Below are 20,592 nucleotides of genomic sequence, written 5' to 3'. Positions count from 1 at the left end.
CGCCCTGGGCCGAAGAAGCCCACCGCCCGACAGTGGTCGACAAGCCGACTCACCTTCCTCATCGGAGACAACGCAGGAGGGCCGCCGTGCCGGCGCCGTACCGCGGGTCGGCCGCGGCATCCTTTGCGCGGCACTGGCAACGCTCGCTCGTTCAGCTGCATGAACTCCCGTAGGCGGTCGGTTCGTTCGGCGACCGCGCCGGCTCGCTCATGCCCCACCCCCGCATCGAGTCGCTTGGGCAACCACCAGGTAGACCGCACGTTCACTGCGACCGGCCTCTCGAAGAGCCGGCGAGACCTCGGCCGAGGCGGCGCTCGGCTGTCGACAACCGCCCGAGGGCGCCGCTGCTGGGCCGGCTTGTGCATCGTGCACCGAGCCCTGTGCCCAGCCGGTGCACGCTGTCGTTCCCGCCGGTGGCCGTGGCTGGCGACAGTGAGATCACCACCCCGGGAACAGCGAGGAAACGTCATGACAACTAAGGTGCTTGACGCCGTCGAGGAGTTCGACGTGGTCATCATCGGAGCGGGGATCTCCGGAATCGGTGCGGCCAGCTATTTCAGCCGAGAGCTCCCCGGCAAGTCCCTGCTCGTGCTCGAGGGCCGCGGCAACATCGGTGGCACGTGGGATCTCTTCCGATACCCGGGCATCCGCTCGGACTCGGACCTCCACACGTTCGGCTACGAGTTCAAGCCGTGGCGTCACGAAGCCGCGATCGCCGATGCGCCACTGATCCGGGACTACCTCCGGGAGACGGTCGAGGACAATCACCTGGAGCGCCGCATCAGGCTGCGCCACCGGGTCGTCAGGGCCGAATGGTCCTCGCACGACTCGCAGTGGACCCTCACCGTCGAGGCGGCCGACCCCGCCGGCGGAGGGACCGTGACCAAGATGATCCGTGCCGGATGGGTGTTCGCCGCCACCGGCTACTACCGGTACGACGAGGGGTTCTCCCCCCAGTTCCCGGGACGCGACGACTTCGAAGGCACGATCGTCCATCCGCAGCACTGGCCCGAGACGCTCGACTACAGCGACAAGAAGGTCGTCGTCGTCGGCAGCGGCGCGACCGCGATCACACTGGTGCCGGCCATGGCCACCGGGCCCGGCGCCGCCCGACACGTGACGATGCTGCAGCGGACCCCTACGTACGTCATGGCTCTGCCTCGCGTCGACAAGGTGGCCCTGGCGCTCACGAAGGTGCTCGGGGAGAAGCGCGGGTACGCCGTCACGCGGTTCAAGAACATCTGGCTCGACCGCGCCGTCGTCAAGGGACTGCGGACGTTCCCGAAGGCCGGGCGTCGGTTGATCCGGCGCGAGAACATCAAGCGCCTTCCCAAGGGGTTCGACGTCGACAAGCACTTCAACCCGCCGTACGACCCGTGGGACCAGCGGCTCTGTCTGGCACCGGACGGCGACTTCTTCGACGCGATCAAGAAGGGTTCCGCGACGGTCGTCACCGACACGATCACGCGGTTCAGCGAACGCGGAATCGTGCTGAGCTCGGGCGAGGAGCTGGAAGCGGACGTCATCGTCACCGCGACGGGGCTGAACCTGCAGCTCTTCGACGGAATGCCCATCGTCGTCGACGGCCGCGAGGTCGACATCGCAGACGCGGTCTGTTACCGCGGGATGCTGCTGAGCGGGATCCCCAACTGGGCGATGGCGATCGGCTACACCACTTCGTCCTGGACGCTCAAGGTGAGCCTGATGTGCCGTTACTTCATCGACCTGGTCCGGCACATGGACGCCCGTGGATACGACAGGGTGGTCCCGGTCGCGCAGCCCGGGACGGAGCGCAGGCCCGTCATGGACCTCAAGGCCGGCTACGCCAGGCGCGGTGAGAAGTTCCTGCCCAAGCAGGGGCTCGAGAAGCCCTGGCGGATGGCGATGTCCTACCCCGAGGACGCCAAGGCCCTGCGCGGTCCGGTGGCCGACGAGCACCTCGAGTTCGGCGCCGGCCGGCCGGCCGCACACCGGCCCGGTGGGAGGCGAGCGACCCGTGTCTGAGACGAGCGACGCGGAGAGCACCGACCAGTACGCGGCCCTGCCGTCCGGGATGAGGATCTGCTTCCGGGACTTCGGTGACAAGGCCGACCCCGCCATCCTGCTCATCGCCGGACTGGGCGAGGACCTCACCTTTTGGACCGACTCGTTCTTCGGTTCGCTCGTCGCCCGCGGCTTCCGGGTCGTCGCGATCGACAACCGTGACGTCGGCCGGTCGACGTTCGTCGCCGCACCCCCTCCCGCGCTCTGGCGTCAGATCGCCGCGTGCCCGCGCAGCGATGCGTACGCGCTGGCCGACATGGCCCAGGACGCCGTCGGCGTACTCGACTGTCTCGGGATCTCGCGGGTGCACCTGGTGGGGCGATCGATGGGCGGGATGATCGCGCAGACGATCGCGGCCACGGCGCCGGAGCGCGTTCTGTCGCTGACCTCCATCTATTCGACCACCGGGGCGAAGAAGGTGGGCCAGCCGGCGCTGTCGACGATCCGGCTCCTCGCCGCCCCACCGGCGAGGACCAGGACCGCGGCGGTCCGTGCCCATCTGCGGATCACCCGGCACGTCGCGGGAACGGGATATCCCATCGACGACGCGGCCGAGGCGGCCATCGCAGCTCACGGCTGGGATCGCAGCGCCGGTGACCCGGCGGCCGGCGTGGCGCGCCAGATCCAGGCGATCCAGCGCTCCGGCAACCGGACGGCCCGGTTGAGCAGCATCACGGCCCCGACGCTGGTCATCAACGGCGACCGGGATCTGCTGGTCGACCCGAGCGGCGGCGAGGCGACGGTGAAGGCGATCCGCTCGGCCCAGCACGTGGTCATTCCCGGCATGGGCCACCACATCCCCTTGGCCCTCGTCGGCCCCGTCACCCAGTACATCTCCCAGCACGCGGACCGCGTGGGCGAAGGAGGGAACCATGTCCGGATCTCGTGATCCCGGCTCCGGGGGCACCACGGTCGACGTCGTGGTCGTCGGTGCCGGCTTCGCCGGCTTGAGTGCTGCCGAGCGACTGGCGAACACGGGGCGGTCGGTCCTGGTCGTGGAGGGCCGCGACCGGGTCGGAGGACGATCTCTCTCCGGCGAGGTGGCAGGCGTGAAGGTCGACCTCGGAGCAACCTGGGTGGCGCGACGCCACACCGCCATCCGGGACCTTGCGAGCCGAGTGGGGTGCACCACGACCGACCAGTTCAACCAGGGTCGCAACGTGTTGTGGATGGCAGGCCGGCGCCGCACCTACAGCGGCACCATTCCCAAGGTCTCCCCCGCAGCCCTGGTGGACATGGCCCGCATGCAGGTGGCGGTGAACAAGCTGGTCGCGACCATCGACGTGGACGCCGCGTGGGAGTCGCCCGAGGCCGGCCGGCTCGACGCCCTCTCGTTCGGCGAGTGGCTGGACCGGAAGAACGCGCTGCCCGGCACCCGTGCGCTGATGACCGTCATCAGCAAGGTGCAGTGGGGCTGCACCCCGGGAGACGTCTCCCTGCTGCACGCGCTGCGCTACATCCGTGCAGCGGGCGGCATCGATCACATGCTGGACGTCGAGGGCGGCCAGCAGCAGGACCGGTTCGTCGAAACCACCCAGGAGATCGCCAAGCGGGTGGCGGAGCAGCTCGGCGACCGCGTGCGCCTGGGGACACCGGCGCGCCGTGTCGCGCAGGACGACGGCGGCGTCACCGTCCACACCGACGCCGAAGAGATCCACGCCAGGTACGCGATCGTCACGGCCGCGCCGGCGCACCGCGCCGCCATCGAGTTCGATCCCGCTCTGCCCGAGCATGCCGAAGGGCTCACGCGAACCTGGCGCATGGGCGTGCTGAGCAAGGCCTTCGCGGCCTACGAGGTGCCGTTCTGGCGGGCCGACGGATTCTCCGGTGAGGCAGTGACCGACACCGGAACCGTGTTCATCACCTTCGACGTGTCACCCGCCCACGGCGGACCGGGCGTGCTGATGGCCTTCTGCGATCCGCGCGTCTTCGACGGTTTCAGCCCCGAGGCCCGACGCAACCGGGTCGTCCAGCAGCTCGTCGACCTCTATGGTCCGCAGGCCCGCACCCCCATCGACTACGCGGACCACTGCTGGGGATCGGAGCCGTTCGCCCCGGGTGGTCCCAATCCTGCCGTCGCCCCTTACGCGACGGTGAGCTACGGCAAGGCGCTGACCGAAGCCCACGGGCGCATCCACTGGGCCGGCACCGAAACCGCCGGCGAATGGGCCGGCACCATGAACGGCGCGGTCCTGACGGGCCAGCGCGCCGCCGAGCGCGTCGCCACCCTCCTGTCCCGCGACGTCCGAGAGGGGGCGCTGCGATGAAGGAAGCGCTGTTCCTGCTGGCCGACCTGTGGATGATCTTCGCCGGCTACTTCTACGGATGGAGGTTCATCCGCCGGTACGGCAACTACCTCCTCGGCCTCGAATGGATGGTCGTCGCGACGTCGGGCAGCAACTTCCTGCTCTGGTCGCTGCTCGGAGCCAACAGCGGCAGCGTCCTGTACGACGTGGCGTACTTCTTCGACGCGTTCTCCAGGTCGGTCGGCATCACGCTCATTCTGATCATGGGCTTGATGAAGATCACCCACCGCTACAGGCCGAGCCTCGGCGTCGATGTCGGCGTGTTCGGAGTCGCGACGGCGGCCGGCCTGTTCCTCCGGCACTTCCACGGCGCGGATCTCCACACCGACCGCGCCGCGTTCTCGGTCGCCGTGTTCTACGTCGTTGTCAATCTCCTCACGGCAGTGTTCGTCGGGTACTTCGTCAAGCGGCTCTGGGAGGGGGGCGCCAGGTGGCCGGCGATCTGGACGGGACTGGTCACGGCCGCCGGGACCGCCATCGCGATCACCTACGACTTCTTCCCGCTGCCGTTCGACGACGCGAACCGCACGATCTTCTACACCGCTGCGCTGGCGACCTGGGGCACCCAGGGATTCGTCTACTTCCGTGCCTACCGCGCACTGCACCACCACAACGCGGCCTTGGATGCGAAGCCGGCTCACGCAACGGGGGCCATCGCATGAGCCACGAACACGAAGAGAGGGTCAGCGTGACGAACGGGCACGTGTACGCGGTGGTGGACCCTGCCAACGGCGAGTTGGTCAAGGCGTACCCCGCCGCGACGAACGAGGCTGTCGACGGGGCGCTGGACGCGGCGGCGCAGGCCTACACGCAGTGGTCGAGGCAGACCTCCGTGGCTCAGCGCGCCCAGTTGCTGAGCGCCGTCGCCACCCTGCACAGCGAGCGCAGCGGGCAACTCGCCGGGATCATCCACCGGGAGATGGGCAAGCCGGTGGACCAGGCCATCGCAGAGGTCGAGTTCAGCGCTTCCATCTACAGGTACTACGCCGAGAACGCGCACACGTTCCTGGCCGACGAGCCGATCGCGCTTCTCGATGCAGAGGGCACCGCCTTCATCCGTCGGCGGCCGATCGGCGCATTGCTGGGGATCATGCCCTGGAACTACCCGTACTACCAGGTCGCCCGATTCGCCGCACCCAATCTCGCGCTGGGCAACACCATCGTGCTCAAGCACGCGCCGCAGTGTCCGGAGTCGTCCGCGGCTCTCCAGCAGTTGTTCACGGACGCGGGTTATCCCGAGGGCTGTTACGTCAACGTCTACGCCACCAACGAGCAGATCGCTCGCGCCATCGCGGACTCCAGAGTGCAAGGCGTCTCCTTCACCGGTTCGGAGCGGGCCGGCGCGGAGATCGCCGAAAGGGCCGGGCGCTGCCTCAAGAAGGTGGTGCTCGAACTGGGCGGCTCGGACCCCTTCGTCGTGCTGTCGACCCATGACCTCGACGCCACGGTCCAGGCGGCGGTCGACGCTCGATTCGAGAACACCGGGCAGGCGTGCAACGCCGGGAAGCGAATCATCGTCGCCGACGACATCCATGACGCGTTCCTCGACAAGTTCACCCGGAAAGTGCTCGCCATGGCCGACGGCCTGGCGCCGCTGTCCTCGGTTGCGGCCGCCGACCGCCTCGAAGAACAAGTCGAGCGGGCCGCCGATGACGGGGCGACCTTCGTGTCCGCAGGAAAGCGCGAAGGGGCGTACTTCCCGCCCGGCATCCTTACGGGCGTATCGCCGACGTCGCCGTCGGCCGCCGAGGAACTCTTCGGCCCGGTCGCGATCGTCTATCGAGCCCGATCCGAGGACGAGGCCGTCGACCTGGCGAACGGAACACCCTACGGCCTGGGCTCCTACGTGTTCACGACGGACGCCGAGCAGGCCATGCGCGTCGCCGACAAGATCGACGCAGGCATGGTCTTCATCAACGGCGTCGGCCTCGAAGGCGCGGAACTGCCTTTCGGTGGGGTCAAGCGTTCGGGTTTCGGTCGCGAACTGGGCCGGGCCGGAATCGACGAGTTCGCCAACAAGAAGCTCATCCGCACCGCTCGGACGTGATCGCCACAGCGCGGACGGAAGGAAACCTGTCATGACCATCGAATTCGACGCCGCTGTCTTCAAGGCACCGAACGAACCGCTGACCATCGAAAGAGTGACTCTTCCCTCGACACCTCCGCCCGGCGAGGTGCTCGTGCGACTCAAAGCGAGCGGGTTGTGCCACAGCGACCTTCACGTGCTCGTAGGCGCATGGGAGGTGCCGTCGCCGATGATTCTCGGCCATGAAGGGGCGGGGATCGTCGAGAGTGTCGGCGAGGGTGTCACGACGCTGAAGCAGGGCGATCACGTCGTGCTGTCCTGGACGCCTTCATGTCGCCGCTGCCGCTATTGCATCAGCGGCAGGCCGGTCCTTTGTGACATGGTCAGCCGGCACTCGGCGAATCATCTGTCGTTCGATGGCCGGTCGCGGATCACGGCCGTCGGCGAGGGCGACGTCTACAGCTTCGCGGGCCTCGGAACGTTCGGCCAGTACACCCTGGTGCCCGAATCGGGCGCGATCGCCATCCGGAATGACGCCCCGTTCGAACAGTCGGCTCTGGTCGGATGCGCCGTCACGACCGGCGTCGGCGCGGCCGTCAACACCGCCAAGGTGCGTCCGAGCGACACCGTGCTGGTCCTCGGTTGCGGCGGCGTCGGCCTGAACGCGATTCAGGGTGCTCGGCTCGCCGGCGCGCGGAAGATCATCGCCGCGGACATCTCCGATGAGAAGCTCGAGCAGGCACGCGTCTTCGGTGCGACAGATCTGATCAACAACGGCCGCGAGGATTTCGCCGCCAGGGTGCACGAGCTCACCGACGGACGCGGTGTGGAGATCGCCATCGAGGCCATCGGGCTGCCACGCACCATCGAGTCGGCCTACGAAGTCCTGGCCCGGGGCGGCACGGCGGTGGTCGCCGGGCAGGTGGCGGACGGCATGAGGATCTCCATCGATCCGTTCGTCATGTCCGATCAGGAACTTTCGCTCATCGGCTCGAACTACGGCTCGAGCACACCGGATTCCGACTTCCCCCTGCTGATCGACCACTACATGAACAACCGTATCGATCTCGACTCTCTTGTGACGCGCGTGATCGATCTGAAGGACATCAACGAGGCGTTCGACCAGATGAAGCGCGGCATCGGCATCCGCTCGGTGATCACGTACTGAAAGGCAGTGGCAATCGCATGGCCCTGGAATCATCACGCTCGGCGTTCGAGCGAGCTCGACGCAGCGTCGGCGGGGGTGTGGGGTCGGGCCTACGCGCCGCGATGACTCCCCATCCGCTCTTCGTGCAAGAGGCACAGGGCGCGTACGTCTGGGACCTGGACGGCGACCGGTACATCGACTACGTGATGGCCTGGGGCCCGCTCGTCCTCGGTCACGGTGACCCGCGCGTGCTGTCCGCAGTGTCAGAGGTCGCGAAGAAGATGCAGGTCGTCGGCACCGGCCACCGACTGGAGTACCGCGCGGCGGAAGCGGTCCTCGAGGCCGTGCCGCACGGCGAGCGACTGCTGTGGAGCAACACGGGGACCGAAGCGGTGCAGGTCGCGCTACGCCTCGCGCGAGCCGCCACCGGGCGCCGCCGCGTCCTCAAGTTCGCCAGGAGCTACCACGGCTGGCATGACACCGTGTACGCCGGGATGTCCGAGGACGACTGCGATCGTCCCGCAACCCCCGGCGGACCGGGGCAGTCGACCAGCGTGCTGGACGACCTGGTCGTGGCGCGCTTCAACGACGTACATCTGGCCGAACGCCTGCTCAACGAGTCCGTCGAGCGCGATGTCGCGGCAGTGCTCGTCGACCCGGTGATGAGCAACGCCGGCGTCGAAGCACCCGCACCGGAATTCCTGTCGACGCTGCGAACTCTCTGCGACCGACACGGCGTCATCCTCATCTTCGACGAGGTGATCGCCGGATTCCGGATCGCACGCGGCGGGGCGGCCGAGAAGTACGGCGTGCTGCCCGACCTGTCCGTCTTCGGCAAGGCGATGGCCGGTGGTTTCACCCAGAGCGCCGTCGTCGGCCGAGCGGAGATGGTCGATCAGGTGACGGCCGGCGTCGTGCATGCCGGAACCTTCAACGCCAACCCGATCGCGCTGGCAGCCGTAGAGGCCACGATGCGCGTCCTGGCCGATCCTGCGGTCTACGAGCTGCTCGAACAGATCTCGTCCGAGTTCGAAGCCCTCGTCGGTGACGCGCTCGGTTCATTCCCTGACTTCGGCCGCTTCAACCGGGTCGGCTCGCTCCTCCAGTACGTCCCTGCCGGTGGGGCCACCGGGCTCCACGGAACCGGCGGGCTCTGGACCGTGATCCTCGAAGGGATGCTGCGTCAGGGCTTCCTGTTCATGCCGTCCGGCAAGGTCTTCATCAGCACGGCACATACCACCGCCGACATCGAGGCGACGGCCGAGGCCCTCGACCGGCTACTGCGGAAGTTGTGACGTCCGCATCGAGCCACGTGTAACCCCCACCCGCCCCGGGCCAGGCCGTGTGTTTCGTATTCCGCGGCCTGGCCCGGTCCACCTTCCCGGAAGACACCATGCTGAACCTCTCCGTACTGCTCGAGGACTCCGCCCGTACGCACCCGAACCGGGACGCCGTGGTCCTCGGTCCGACGCGTCTCACCTACGCCCAGGTCGACGCCGCCGCCAACCGGGTCGCCAACCTCCTGGTCGACCGCGGCATCTGGCCCGGGGACAAGGTCGCGCTCAGTTGTCCGAACCTGCCCTGGTTCCCGATCGTCTACTACGGGATTCTCAAGGCCGGCGCCGTCGTCGTACCGCTCAACATCCTGCTCAAGGGCCGGGAGATCGCCTACCACCTGGCCGACTCGGAGGCGAAGGCGTACTTCTGCTTCGAGGGTGACGCGGGTCTGCCGATGGGTGCGGAGGGACACGCCGGGTTCACCGGGACCGCGGACTGCGAGCACTTCTTCCTCATCACCGCCGATCCCGAGGCGGAAAGCCCGATCGAGGGCATCGAGACCATGGGCGCCGCGCTGCAGGGCACGGCGACGACGTTCGACAGCATCGGGACCACGGGTGACGACCCGGCTGTGCTGCTCTACACGAGTGGTACGACAGGACAGGCGAAGGGTGCCGAACTCAGCCACGCCAACCTCGTTCTCAACACCCTCGCCTGCAACCGGCTGTTGGACAACCAGCCGGCCACGGACACCCATCTGCTCGTGCTGCCGCTGTTCCACTCCTTCGGCGCGACCGTGCAGATGAACGCCGGCTTCTCGACGGCGAGCACACTGGTGCTGCTGCCGCGATTCGACGGCCGGCAGGCGGTGTCCCTGATGCAGCGGGAGGACATCACCGTCTTCGCAGGCGTCCCCACCATGTGGTGGGCCCTGTTGCAGGCGCTCACCGACGATGTCGACGTCGCGAGGATCGCGAGGAACCTGCGGGTCGGTGTCTCCGGCGGTGCCTCACTCCCTTCGGAGATCATCAAACAGGTCAGGGAGCGACTGGGCGTCCAGGTCCTGGAGGGCTACGGCCTCTCCGAGACCTCGCCGGTGGTGACCTTCAGCGATCCGGCGCGAGAGCCTCGGCCCGGCTCCATCGGCGTGCCGATCTGGGGCGTGGAGCTCAAGCTCGTCAACTCGGACTGGTCGGAAGTCGAGGACGACGGCACGGGAAGCGCCATCGGGGAGATCGCGGTCAAGGGCCACAACGTGATGAACGGCTACCACGGCCGCCCCGAGGCCACCGCCGAAGCGATCAGGGACGGCTGGTTCCGCACCGGCGACCTGGCCCGCAGGGACAAGGACGGCTTCTACTACATCGTCGACCGGGCGAAGGACCTGATCATCCGCGGCGGCTTCAACGTGTACCCGCGCGAGATCGAGGAGGTCCTGATGACACACCCGGCGATCAGCCTGGCAGCGGTCGTCGGCGTGCCGCACGAGAGCCACGGCGAGGAGATCAAGGCGTTCGTCATCCTCGAGCGCGGCGCCGACGCCTGCCCCGACGAGCTGATCGCCTGGGGCAAGGAGCAGATGGCCGCCTACAAGTACCCGCGCATCGTGGAGATCGTCGAGACCCTGCCGATGACATCCACCGGAAAGATCCTCAAGCGCGAACTCTCATGACCGGCACGACAAGCGCATGGACATGGGTGGGAAGGACGGCAGATGACAGTGGATGAGGGCCGGCAGAGCAACCCGTTCCCCGGCGGGTTCGGCACGGGGACGGATGCGGTTTCCGACTCGCTCGTGGCCGCCTGGAAGGCACGCGTGGCGAAGAACCCGGAGGGCACGGCGCTCCGCTTCTTCGACGGCGCTCTGTCCGCGCGGGAGGTGAACGCGGCGTCGGACGCACTGGCTGCCGCGTTCGAGGCCCGCGGAACGGGCCGGGGTGATCGTGTCGGCGTGTACCTGCAGAACATCCCGCAGTACGCGCTGGTGCTGCTGGCCCTGTGGAAGCTGGGGGCCACGGCACTGGGGCTCAATCCGATGTACCGGCGCCAGGAGCTCCGCCGGATCATCGACGACTCCGGGGCGGTCGGGGTCGTCTGTGCGGACACGGACGTCCACGAGACGCTCGGCACGCTGGAGGGGAGCACGGTCCGATGGCTGGTCAGCACGTCGGCACTGGACTACCAGTCCCGCGACGATCCGCGGGTCTTCGCAACAACGCTACGCCTCGCCCCGGCGCCGGACGGCGACCTGGTGGCGCTGATCGAGGAATTCCGTGGTCACCGGCCGGCGCCGGTAAGGCTGACGGGTGAGGACGTCGCGTTCCTGACCTACACCTCCGGCACGACGGGGCCGCCGAAGGGTGCCGTGAACACCCACGGCAACGTTCTGAGTGTGGTGTCGACCTACGCGTCCTGGACCGGTCTGAGCGACGGGGACGTCGTGCTCGCCGTCGCCCCGCTGTTCCACATCACCGGCGCGGTGGTCAACGCGACGATCTCCCTGCTCACCGACACCACGCTCGTCCTCACGGGCCGGTTCCACCCCGAGGTCGTGCTGGAGGCTTTCGCCGAGCACGGGGTGACCTGCACGATCGGCTCCATCACGGCGTACAACGCGATCTACGGGCTGCCGCAGGCCGGTCCCCAGCACTTCGCGTCGGTGAAGGCCCTGTACTCCGGGGGCGCGCCGATCCCGCCGGCGACCGTCGAGCGGTTCCAGGAGCGGTTCGGCGTCTACCTGCACAACGGCTACGGGATGACCGAGACGACGTCCGCCGTCATCGCCGTGCCTCCGGGGGACAGGGCGCCCGTGCATCCGCCGAGCGGGACGCTGTCCATCGGCAGGACCCTGCCGCACCTCACCGCGCGCGTCGTGGACCCGCACGGCAACCCGGTGCCGAGCGGGGAACAAGGTGAACTGGAATTGAGCGGGCCACAGGTGGTGCCCGGGTACTGGGGCAAGCCCGAGGCCACCCGCCAGACGATGCCGGAGGGCCGGCTCCGTACCGGTGACGTCGCCGTCATCGACGATGCGGGCTGGGTCTACCTGGTGGACCGGCTCAAGGACCAGATCAACGTGTCCGGTTACAAGGTCTGGCCGCGTGAGGTCGAGGACGCGCTGTACGAGCACCCGTCGGTGCTGGAGGCCGCGGTCGTCGGGCAGCCGGATGCGTACCGCGGCGAGACCGTCGTCGCCTACGTCTCGCTCAAGGCGGGTCTGAGCGCCACGGCGGAGGAGCTGATCGCCTTCTCCCGTGAGCGGCTGGCCGCATACAAGTGTCCCCGCGAGATCCGTTTCCTCGCCGACCTGCCCAAGACGCAGAGCGGCAAGATCCGGCGTGCCGAGCTCCGCGGCTTCGACGGCACCGGACCGGTATCACCCTCGAAGGACTGACCGATGAGCGAGAACCACACCGATCAGGGCCGTTTCTCGGGGCGCACCGCCATCGTGACCGGAGCGAGCCGGGGTTTCGGTCTCGCCGTCGCCGAGCGGCTCGTCGCCGAAGGGGCGCGCGTGGGCATCACCGCGCGCCAGGACGGACCGCTCGACGAGGCCGCCACTGCTCTTCCCCGGGGCCGCGTCATCACCGTCGCCGGCCAGGCGGACGACCCCGAGCACCGGCGCGAGGTCCTCGACACGATCCGTGTCAACGCCGTGGCACCCGCGGTGGTGAAAACCCGGGTCGCCGAAGCTCTTTACGAGGGCAAGGAAGCCAAGAGCGCCGCCCGCTATCCGCTGCAACGTCTTGGTGTGCCCTCGGGCATCGCCTCCACCGTGGCCTACCTGGCCTCTGCGGACTCCTCCTGGGTCACCGGCCACGTCCTCACCGTCGACGGCGGCCTCACGATCGCCGGCGGCACCACGTAACGACCGCACCCCTCCCATGAAGGACAGCCATGACTTTCCCTCACCTTCCGCCGGAGACCGCGGAGCTGCGTGAGCGCACCCGCCGGTTCGTCCGCGAGGTCGTCATCGACTCGGAGCCCGCACCGGGCGGACGTCTCGACCAGGCCACCCGTGACCGGCTACAGGCCGCGGCGAAGGAGGCCGGCGTCTTCGCGCCGCTCGTGCCGACGGAGTACGGCGGGCAGGGCCTGCCCATCGAGCACTGGTCGCCGATTCTCCAGGAGGCCGGCTACTCGCCGATCGGTCCGGTCGCGCTCAACTGCATGGCACCCGACGAGGGGAACATGCACATGCTCAACCTGATCGCGACCGAGGAGCAGAAGAAGCGCTATCTCGCGCCTCTGGCGGCGGGGGACGTCCGGTCGTGCTTCGGCATGACCGAGCCCCACCCCGGAGCGGGATCCGACCCGGCCGCTCTGCGAACCACCGCCGTGCGCGCCGACGGCGGCTGGAACATCGACGGCCACAAGCGGTTCACCAGCGGCGCCGTCGGTGCCGGGTTCTGCATCGTGATGGCGCGGACCCCGGCCGTCGACGGCTCCCCCGAGGGGGCCACCATGCTCCTCGTCGACATGACGAACCCCGGCATCCGGGTCGGCGAGGCGATCCACACCGTCGACCGCTCCATCGACGGCGGTCACCCGCACGTGTACTTCGAGGACTGTTTCGTCGCCGACGACGCGGTGCTCGGCGAGGTGGGGCTCGGCTTCCGGTACGCGCAGGTCCGGCTCGGACCGGCACGTCTCACGCACTGCATGCGGTGGCTGGGGCTGGCGCGCCGGGCGCACGACATCGCGCTGGACCGGGCCGGAAGGCGCGAGCTGTTCGGCGGTCCGCTCGACTCGCTGGGCCTGGCCCAGCACCTGATCGCCGAGTCGGTGATCGACATCGAGACCTCCGACGCGATCATCACCAAGACCGCGGCTCTGCTGCACGGTGACCCGAAGGCGGGCTCGGCGATGTCGTCGATCGCGAAGGTGCACTGTTCGGAGGCGATCTACCGGGTGATCGACCGCGCCATCCAGATCTGTGGCGGGGACGGGGTCTCCGACGGGCTGCCGCTGGCGCAGTACCTGGGCGAGGTCCGTCCGTTCCGCATCTACGACGGCTCCAACGAGACCCACAGGTGGGCCATCGCGCGCCGGGCCTCGGCCGGCCGCCGCGCCGCGGTCCAGGCCGGTGAGCGGTACAGGGACGATGCCGTCGTCGGCCGGGACGGAGGCGCGTGATGCACACCGTTCCCGACGGCGTGGAGGTCGTCGCGAGCCGGGAGAGGGCCCGTCACCTCGACAGCCCTCCGCTCCTGGTCCTCGACGCGGTCGCCGGCTTCCTCGACGCACACGGCATCGGCAGCGGCCCGCTCGCGTGGCAGCGCATCGGCGACGGCCACTCCAACATCACCTATCTGATCCAGCGCGGTGGCGACTGCGTCGTACTACGCCGTGGACCGCGCCCGCCCCTGCCCAAGTCGACGCACGACATGGTGCGCGAGGCCCGCACCCAGAAGATCCTCGGCGAGCACGGGGTACCGGTACCGGAGATCGTCGCCGTCTGCGAGGACGAGTCGCTTCTGGGTGTGCCGTTCTACCTCATGTCGAGGCTCGACGGGACCGTCATCACCGACACGATCCCACCCCACCTCTCCTCCGCGGAACAGCGCCGGGCCACCAGCGAGGCGGTCGTCGACACCCTCGTCGCCCTGCACGGCATCGACGTGACCGGAGGGGAACTCGCGTCCCTGGGCTTCCCCGAGGGGTATCTCCGGCGCCAGGTCGACAGGTTCCGCGGGTTGTGGGAGGTCAACACCACACGCAGCCTGCCCGCGGTGGAGCGCATCGGGGACTGGCTCGGCCGTAACCTGCCGACGAGTCAGGCGGCCTCGGTGGTGCACGGTGACTACCGCATGGGCAACCTCATGTTCGCCCCGCAGGCGCCGGCCAGGGTCCTCGCGATCCTGGACTGGGAGATGGCCACGCTCGGTGACCCGCTGGCGGACCTGGGGTACCTCACCGCCACCTACTCCGAGGCAGGCAGCCCGGCCACCCCGCTCGAGCTCACCCGGGTGACCCGGTCGCCCGGTTACCTCACCCAGCGCCGGCTGGCAGAGCGTTACCAGTCCCGCACGGGCCTCGATCTGACCCCGCTGCCCTGGTACCAGACCCTCGCGCTGTGGAAGGCAGCGATCTTCTGCGAGGCCATCTACACCCACTGGCAGCGTGGGGAGCGCCCCCACGACAACACCTTCGGGCCGTCGCTCGAAACGGGTGTCCCCCGACTGCTGGAGCGGGCCGGGCGATACGCCGGTCTGACGGCGACCACCCGCCGCTGACGCCAGACGCGTACGGGGTTCTTCACCGACCTCGTGGCAGCCACGCCGTGGCGGCCGCGCCACCGTCGAGCCCCCCGGTCGCAGGCATGCACCTTCGACCGGTGCGGAGCGCGGCCGCCGACCCCTGACGACACCGATCCGCACCCCCGCCGACGTCGAGAGCCGCGTCTGCGAGCTGCGGCGCGAGCGCAAGTTCGGGCCCGCACGCATCGCGCTCTGGCGAACATCCCGGTCGCGACACACGATCCTATTGATCATTTCGATGGGGTGGCAGCGCCTGATGTCGGAGTGCGGGGCCGGTTCCTCCGGTGCCGGCTGAGGTGGCTGTGCCGGGCACTGTCCGGCGTGCTGGTCAGGACTGGACGGCCGGCTTCAGGACGTTCTGGCACCACTGGCGGAAGCCGGTGGCGGTGGCGGCGGCCGGGTCGCGGGGTTCGGCGTCGTAGATGCCGTCGTTCTGCGCGTTGACCATGTCGGCCATGTCCTGGGCCAGCGAAGGGCTCGCGCCGCGCTGCACCGTGCGGGCCTGGAAGTCCGCCAGCGGCACCTGCTGGTAGCGCACCGTGCGGCCCAGGGTCTCGGAGATGGTCTCGGCCATGGCGTCGGGCGTCAGGTTGTCGGGGCCGACCAGGGGAACGCGGGCCTGGCCGTTCCAGGTGGTGTGCAGCAGAAGGGCTGCCGCCGCCGCGGCCACGTCCTGGGTGGCGACGGTCGGCAACGGCCGGTCCGCGGTGTTCGCCATGGAGAACACGCCCTGCTGTGTGATCGGCTGGGCCTGACGGAGAACGTTCTCCATGAAGAACGGCAGCGCCAGGGCCCGGTACTGCACGCCGGTGCTCTCGATCAGCACGTCCATGTCGAGCGCGGCCGACAGAAGTCCAGCCTCGCCGTCGTACCCGTGCCCCAGGGAGGTGACGTGCACCATCCGCACGCCCCGGCTCGCGGCTTCCTGGACCGCGGCCCGGGTGAAGTCCAGGTAGTAGCCCCTGGCGGGGCCGGCGTCCCGGAAGCCGGCCGGGGGTACGAGCCAGAACAGGCGGTCAGCGCCCTCCAGCGCCTTCGCGATCGTGTCCGCGTCGGCGTGTGAGCCCTCCACCACCTCCGCCTGCGCGCGCACGTGCTCCGGGAGGCGGGAGGAGTCGCGGGCGATCACCCGGATGGCCTCACCGCTGTCCAGGACGCGGTCCAGGACCTGTCGGCCGATGTCACCGGTCGGCGTCGTAACAACGATCATGAGTGCCTCCATGCACGGCGGTCGAAACGGCTGACCCCAGGCGGCGTGCCGGGCGGTCGCGTTCGAGTGAACCCGGGGCAACGGCGCAGGTGAAGGACCATCTCGGTCGCTATTGATACCCTGGCGGTATGAATGATCCGGAGGTGCGGCAGCTCCGCTACTTCGTCGCGGTCGCGGAGGAACTGCACTTCGGGCGCGCCGCCGCCCGGCTGAGCATGGCGCAGCCCCCGCTGTCCCGATCGATCCGCGACCTTGAACGACAGCTCGGCGTGACGCTGTTCGAACGGACCACCCGGCAGGTGAAACTCACCGGCGCCGGTGAGGTCCTGCTGCGCGACGCCAGAACCGCCCTGGAGGCGGTCACCGCCGCCGCCCACCGGGCCCGGCACGCGGGGAGCGCCTCGCCCCGGCTGCGAATCGCCCTCAAGGCAGACATCGACGGCGGCCTGCTGCCGCAGATCCTCGACGCCTACAGCACCGACCCCGCAGCCCTGCCCCCCGAACTGGTCCTCGGAGGGTTCGGCGCTCAGCCCCAGGCACTGCGCGATGGCCTCGCCGACGTCGCACTCGTGCTCCGCCCCGTGGACGACCGCGGGCTGGACAGCGAGCCGTTGCTGACCGAGCCGGTCCTGGTCGCCATGGCCGCCACCGACCCGCTGGCCGCCCGTACCCAGCTGTGCCTGGCGGACCTGGCCGGCCGGAACCTCCCCAGCGGCGCGCCGGCCGACGACGGCCGCATGGCGCCGCCCCCGCCCGGGGCAACGAGACCAGCCTCCAACTTGTCGGAAATCTTCAGCCTCGTCGAGACGGGCAGCATCGTGTTCTTCGCGCCCGCCTCAGTGGCCCGACGCAACCCGCGCCCTGGGATCGCCTACCGGCCGGTCAGCGACCTGCCGAACTGCACACTGGCCGTCGCGTGGCCCCAGGACGCCCGCTCACCGGCCGTCGCCGCCTTCGTACGCGCCGCTTGCGCGATCGCAGTCGCCCACCGCGCACAAGCAGAGACCCACATGCACGGCACTACCGCCTGAGCCCCGCCACCATCGATGCAGACACCGGCTAGGGTCTGTCGTCAAATGATCTTGAGTGGTGGATCATGGTTGGGTGATTCATCGTCATGAACTGTCAGACGCGGAGTGGGAGTTCGTCCGACCGTTGCTGCCGGTGCCGTTGCGGGGTCGGAAGCGGGTGGACGACCGGAGGGTTCTGAACGGAATTGTGTGGAAGTTCCGGACAGGTTCGGCTTGGCGGGACGTGCCCGATCGGTACGGGCCGTGGGCGACGCTCCACACCCGTTTCCGCCGGTGGGCGAAGGACGGCACGTTCGCGAGGATGCTCCAGACCGCGCAGGCCAGGGCGGATGCGGCCGGGGGCATCGACTGGCTGGTGTCGGTCGACTCCACGGTCGTGAGGGCTCACCAGCACGCCGCTGGGGCCCGGAAAGGGGGCCCGCGGCCCCGCGCTCGGACGGTCCAGGGGTGGGCTGACCACCAAGATTCACCTTGCGTGCGACGCTCTCGGCCGGCCGCTGGGCTTTGTCCTGACCGGCGGGAACGTCAACGACTGCACCCGTTTCACTGAGGTGATGGAGACGATACGGGTGCCCCGCGTCGGCCCCGGGCGACCCCGCACCAGGCCGGTTCACGTCCTCGGCGACAAGGGTTACAGCTCACGCGCGATCCGCATCTGGCTGCGGCGTCGGGGCATCGCCCACACCATCCCCGAACGTAGTGGAACGCTGCTTCAACCGGTTGAAGCAGTGGCGCGGCATCGCCACCCGATACGACAAAACCGCGGAGTCCTACCAGGCGGCTGTCACCCTCGCGTCGCTCTTGATGTGGGTGTGAAGTCCTGCGAGGACTGCCCGCTCACTCACGGACCGTGGAGTTCGGTCTCCCAAGCCTGGAACGGCGGCTCGACCTCGTAAGTCGGGTCGCAGGAGCGGCGAATCCACTGGGCGGCACGGTACTGCGCGTCCCCGTCGTTCAGCACCTTGCCGTCCGCGTCGACTTCCAGCACATTGCCATAGATCGCGAAGACCTGCTCCAACGACGAACCGAACTGGAAGAGAGCCGGTCGGTAGTCAAAACCGTCGAGCAGGTCAACGTCGATAGTGCCGTTGGCCAAGTAGAAGGCGAAGAACCGGAGTGAAGCACGCACGTCGACAGGAAGATGTCCCACCAGCACATCATGCCTGCTGTCCACATCGCCCGGGCAAGATCTTTTGACGACAGAGCCTAGGGGGTCGGGCCCACAGCAGCGAGTCGGGATGCAGGCCTGCGACAGGCGATCGAGTCGTCTGGCCGTCGGCAACAACGCTTATGGGCGTACGGCCCGAACGACTGGTCCGGGACGGCTGGTCAGCGCATCCGAGCAGCGCGTAGGGCGCGGCGCCGACTGCCGTTGAACATGTCGGTGAGGCGGTCGACAGCCCACACGGTGCGCAGGCCGAGCGGACCCAGCATCGCGAAGGGGGGAAATTTCGGTTCCTTCGCCCAGATACTGTCGAGATCTTCGTGTCGCGATCCGTCCACGATCAGGTCGGCGATCAGCGACCCGACGTACGGCGCCTGGGCCAGTCCGTGTCCGTTGCACGCGATCGAGTAGTAGACGTTGTCCTCGATCTGCCCTGCGATCGACAGGAAGGACGAGGTCATCGCGATCCAGCCGCCCCACGTGCGCTCCACGGCCACGTCGGCGAGCGTGGGGAATCGTGTCGCGAACGCGCCAGCGAGCTCTTCGACCGTGCGCCGGTCCGGAGCCTTCGCCGGGAGGGGATACGTCTGGCCACGCTCGATGCGTCGGATGCCGAACACGATGGTGTTGCGGGGGGTGAGGCGGTAGTGCTCCATGACCTGATGCTGGGTGATCATTCCTGATCGACTGCTCCAGCCCAGCGCGGCGATGCGTTCTGGGGCGATCGGCTCCGTCTCCACCTCGATGATCCACATGGGAACCGAGAGTCGCTCGGGGGTGATCTCCCACTCACCCGAATGTGCGTTCGTCGCGAGCACCGCCTTGTCCGCTCGAACGGTGCCGCGGGGTGTCGAGAGCACGACCTTGCTGCCGTTCCGAGTGACGTCGGTGACCTTGGTCTGTTCGTATACCCGCGCCGACGACGCGAGCAGGGCGCGACGCACTCCGCGGCTCAGTTTGCCGGGATTCAACGCTCCGCCCACGGCCTCGCGCATGCCGCCCACGAAGCTGCGGGGAATGCCGAGCTCCTCGGCCGTACCGACCGTTCCCCGTCCTCCGGCGCGCCGAAGGATCGCGGCAATGGTGCGTGTCCGCAGCATCTGTCCATGGGACACCGCGGCGAAGGCCAGACCGTTGGGCTCGTAGTCGCAGTCGATGTCGTGGGTCTTGATGAGGTCTTCCGTGAAGCGCGCTGCGTTCTCGGCCACCCGCACCATGCCAGGCACCTTCTTGGGGTAGAAGAGGCTCAGCAGACGGAGGTCGCCGCCCGGAACGGAGGCGATCTGGCCGCCGTTGCGGGAGCTGGCGCCGTAGCCGCAGAACTCGGCCTCCAGCAGCACCACGTCCTGGCCGCGCTCGGCGAGCCGCAGTGCCGTCGCCATGCCGCCCATGCCTCCGCCGACGACGGCGACATCGCAGGTGATGTCGCCGTCGAGACTCGGGCGAACGTCCGTGGGCGGGTCGATCCAACCGGTGAAGGTGCTGTACGTGACGTTGTCGATGTTCATGACGTGCGATCGCTTTCTGAGTCGGCTGGCTTCACTGTCGCCAGCCACGACCGTGGTGAGAACGACAGCGAGCACCTGCTTTGGTCGGATCCGGTGCACGTTCCACATGCCGGTCCGCATGCGGCTGGAGGAGGTCGAGGACCTGATGGAGGGTCAGGGTGGCATCCGGGCTTTGGGGCCGAGCCGCCGCAGGGTGAAGAAGGCCTCAGCGAAGATCACTCGAGGTATCGACGTACTACTAGGCGCCCGGCTTCGTGAAGAGCCGGCGGGACTTCGGGCCGAGGCGGCGCTCGGCTGTCGGCAACCGTGTGAGAGCGGCGGTGCGACCGGCCTGTGCATCGTGCACCGGATCTGGGCGAAGCAGGTGCTCGCTGTCGTTCTCGCCGGCGGTCATGGCTGGCGAAAGTGACGCCGCAAGCCACAGGAACAGTGAGGAAGAACGCGCAGTCGACCAGGAAGGTCAGCAAGCCGGCGGCTGATCGGATGTCCGATCGACCGGAGTTCACCTTGAGGGAGAGAGTTCGAGGGTGTTCACTTCCTTGTGTAAGAGGTGATCTTGCTGGGTGCTGGTCGGGTCCTGGCTGACACCAGGAATGTGACGCACAGTGAGTGACGTGA

The 20,592-nt window shown here is 68.6% G+C and carries 17 protein-coding genes and 1 pseudogene; 15 read left to right on the top strand and 3 right to left on the bottom strand.

The features are described from left to right. Positions 1-468: 468 nt before the first annotated feature. The 12 genes from ACF08B_RS40125 (at position 469) to ACF08B_RS40070 (ending at position 15,036) form a co-directional block, all read left to right on the top strand. Positions 469-2,004, top strand: a complete 1,536-nt coding sequence (locus tag ACF08B_RS40125) for a flavin-containing monooxygenase (protein ID WP_392321986.1) — start codon at positions 469-471, stop codon at positions 2,002-2,004. After that, positions 1,997-2,932 carry an alpha/beta fold hydrolase gene (locus ACF08B_RS40120; protein ID WP_392321985.1) on the top strand — a complete coding sequence of 312 codons (936 nt, stop codon included), beginning with the start codon at positions 1,997-1,999 and terminating at the stop codon, positions 2,930-2,932. The genes ACF08B_RS40125 and ACF08B_RS40120 overlap by 8 nt, the downstream gene beginning before the upstream one ends. Further along, the gene (locus tag ACF08B_RS40115; RefSeq protein ID WP_392321984.1) at positions 2,916-4,310 is read left to right on the top strand and encodes a flavin monoamine oxidase family protein; all 1,395 of its coding nucleotides are present in this window, start codon (positions 2,916-2,918) and stop codon (positions 4,308-4,310) included. The genes ACF08B_RS40120 and ACF08B_RS40115 overlap by 17 nt, the downstream gene beginning before the upstream one ends. Continuing rightward, positions 4,307-5,011 (top strand): transporter, encoded by a 705-nt coding sequence (locus tag ACF08B_RS40110; RefSeq protein ID WP_392321983.1) that lies wholly within the window; start codon positions 4,307-4,309, stop codon positions 5,009-5,011. The genes ACF08B_RS40115 and ACF08B_RS40110 overlap by 4 nt, the downstream gene beginning before the upstream one ends. Further along, positions 5,008-6,396 carry an NAD-dependent succinate-semialdehyde dehydrogenase gene (locus tag ACF08B_RS40105; protein ID WP_392321982.1) on the top strand — a complete coding sequence of 463 codons (1,389 nt, stop codon included), beginning with the start codon at positions 5,008-5,010 and terminating at the stop codon, positions 6,394-6,396. Before ACF08B_RS40110 ends, ACF08B_RS40105 begins: the two co-directional genes overlap by 4 nt. Positions 6,397-6,427: 31 nt before the next feature. After that, a complete protein-coding gene (locus ACF08B_RS40100; RefSeq protein ID WP_392321981.1) occupies positions 6,428-7,543 on the top strand; it encodes a Zn-dependent alcohol dehydrogenase in 1,116 nt (371 codons plus the stop codon). 17 nt (positions 7,544-7,560) lie between these two features. Continuing rightward, a complete protein-coding gene (locus ACF08B_RS40095) occupies positions 7,561-8,817 on the top strand; it encodes an aspartate aminotransferase family protein (RefSeq protein WP_392321980.1) in 1,257 nt (418 codons plus the stop codon). 98 nt (positions 8,818-8,915) lie between these two features. Beyond that, on the top strand, positions 8,916-10,472 hold the full coding sequence (locus tag ACF08B_RS40090; RefSeq protein WP_392321979.1) for a long-chain fatty acid--CoA ligase: 1,557 nt from the start codon (positions 8,916-8,918) through the stop codon (positions 10,470-10,472). A 42-nt stretch (positions 10,473-10,514) separates the two neighbouring features. Beyond that, a complete protein-coding gene (locus tag ACF08B_RS40085) occupies positions 10,515-12,194 on the top strand; it encodes a class I adenylate-forming enzyme family protein (RefSeq protein ID WP_392321978.1) in 1,680 nt (559 codons plus the stop codon). Between the two features lie 3 nt (positions 12,195-12,197). After that, positions 12,198-12,668, top strand: coding sequence for an SDR family oxidoreductase (locus tag ACF08B_RS40080; RefSeq protein WP_392321977.1), 471 nt, complete (start codon positions 12,198-12,200; stop codon positions 12,666-12,668). A 29-nt stretch (positions 12,669-12,697) separates the two neighbouring features. Continuing rightward, positions 12,698-13,936 carry an acyl-CoA dehydrogenase family protein gene (locus tag ACF08B_RS40075; protein WP_392321976.1) on the top strand — a complete coding sequence of 413 codons (1,239 nt, stop codon included), beginning with the start codon at positions 12,698-12,700 and terminating at the stop codon, positions 13,934-13,936. Further along, positions 13,936-15,036: a phosphotransferase family protein gene (locus ACF08B_RS40070; RefSeq protein WP_392321975.1), complete on the top strand. Its 1,101-nt coding sequence runs from the start codon at positions 13,936-13,938 to the stop codon at positions 15,034-15,036. The genes ACF08B_RS40075 and ACF08B_RS40070 overlap by 1 nt, the downstream gene beginning before the upstream one ends. Before the next feature lie 352 nt (positions 15,037-15,388). Here ACF08B_RS40070 and ACF08B_RS40065 read toward each other — a convergent pair whose 3' ends face one another. Continuing rightward, positions 15,389-16,270, bottom strand: coding sequence for an NAD(P)H-binding protein (locus ACF08B_RS40065; RefSeq protein ID WP_392321974.1), 882 nt, complete (start codon positions 16,268-16,270; stop codon positions 15,389-15,391). A 128-nt stretch (positions 16,271-16,398) separates the two neighbouring features. Here ACF08B_RS40065 and ACF08B_RS40060 point away from each other — a divergent pair, with 128 nt between their 5' ends. Continuing rightward, the gene (locus ACF08B_RS40060) at positions 16,399-17,301 is read left to right on the top strand and encodes a LysR family transcriptional regulator (protein WP_392321973.1); all 903 of its coding nucleotides are present in this window, start codon (positions 16,399-16,401) and stop codon (positions 17,299-17,301) included. A 73-nt stretch (positions 17,302-17,374) separates the two neighbouring features. Beyond that, positions 17,375-18,117: pseudogene (locus ACF08B_RS40055) on the top strand (IS5 family transposase). Positions 18,118-18,142: 25 nt separating this feature from the next. Here the strand turns inward: ACF08B_RS40055 and ACF08B_RS40050 are convergent. Both ACF08B_RS40050 and ACF08B_RS40045 read right to left on the bottom strand, forming a co-directional pair. Next, on the bottom strand, positions 18,143-18,475 hold the full coding sequence (locus ACF08B_RS40050; RefSeq protein ID WP_392321972.1) for a hypothetical protein: 333 nt from the start codon (positions 18,473-18,475) through the stop codon (positions 18,143-18,145). Positions 18,476-18,630: 155 nt separating this feature from the next. Continuing rightward, a complete protein-coding gene (locus tag ACF08B_RS40045; RefSeq protein ID WP_392321971.1) occupies positions 18,631-19,974 on the bottom strand; it encodes an NAD(P)/FAD-dependent oxidoreductase in 1,344 nt (447 codons plus the stop codon). On the opposite strand from ACF08B_RS40045, the gene ACF08B_RS40040 reads away from it, so the two are divergent. Next, positions 19,955-20,383, top strand: coding sequence for a hypothetical protein (locus ACF08B_RS40040; RefSeq protein WP_392321970.1), 429 nt, complete (start codon positions 19,955-19,957; stop codon positions 20,381-20,383). The two genes, ACF08B_RS40045 and ACF08B_RS40040, sit on opposite strands and share 20 nt — an antisense overlap. The last annotated feature ends 209 nt before the right edge of the window (positions 20,384-20,592 follow it).

The organism is Streptomyces sp. NPDC015139, assembly GCF_043079785.1.
Taxonomy (GTDB): domain Bacteria; phylum Actinomycetota; class Actinomycetes; order Streptomycetales; family Streptomycetaceae; genus Streptomyces; species Streptomyces albidocamelliae.
The sequence above is the reverse complement of the archived record's forward strand: the minus strand, read 5'-3'. Positions and strand labels throughout refer to the sequence as shown.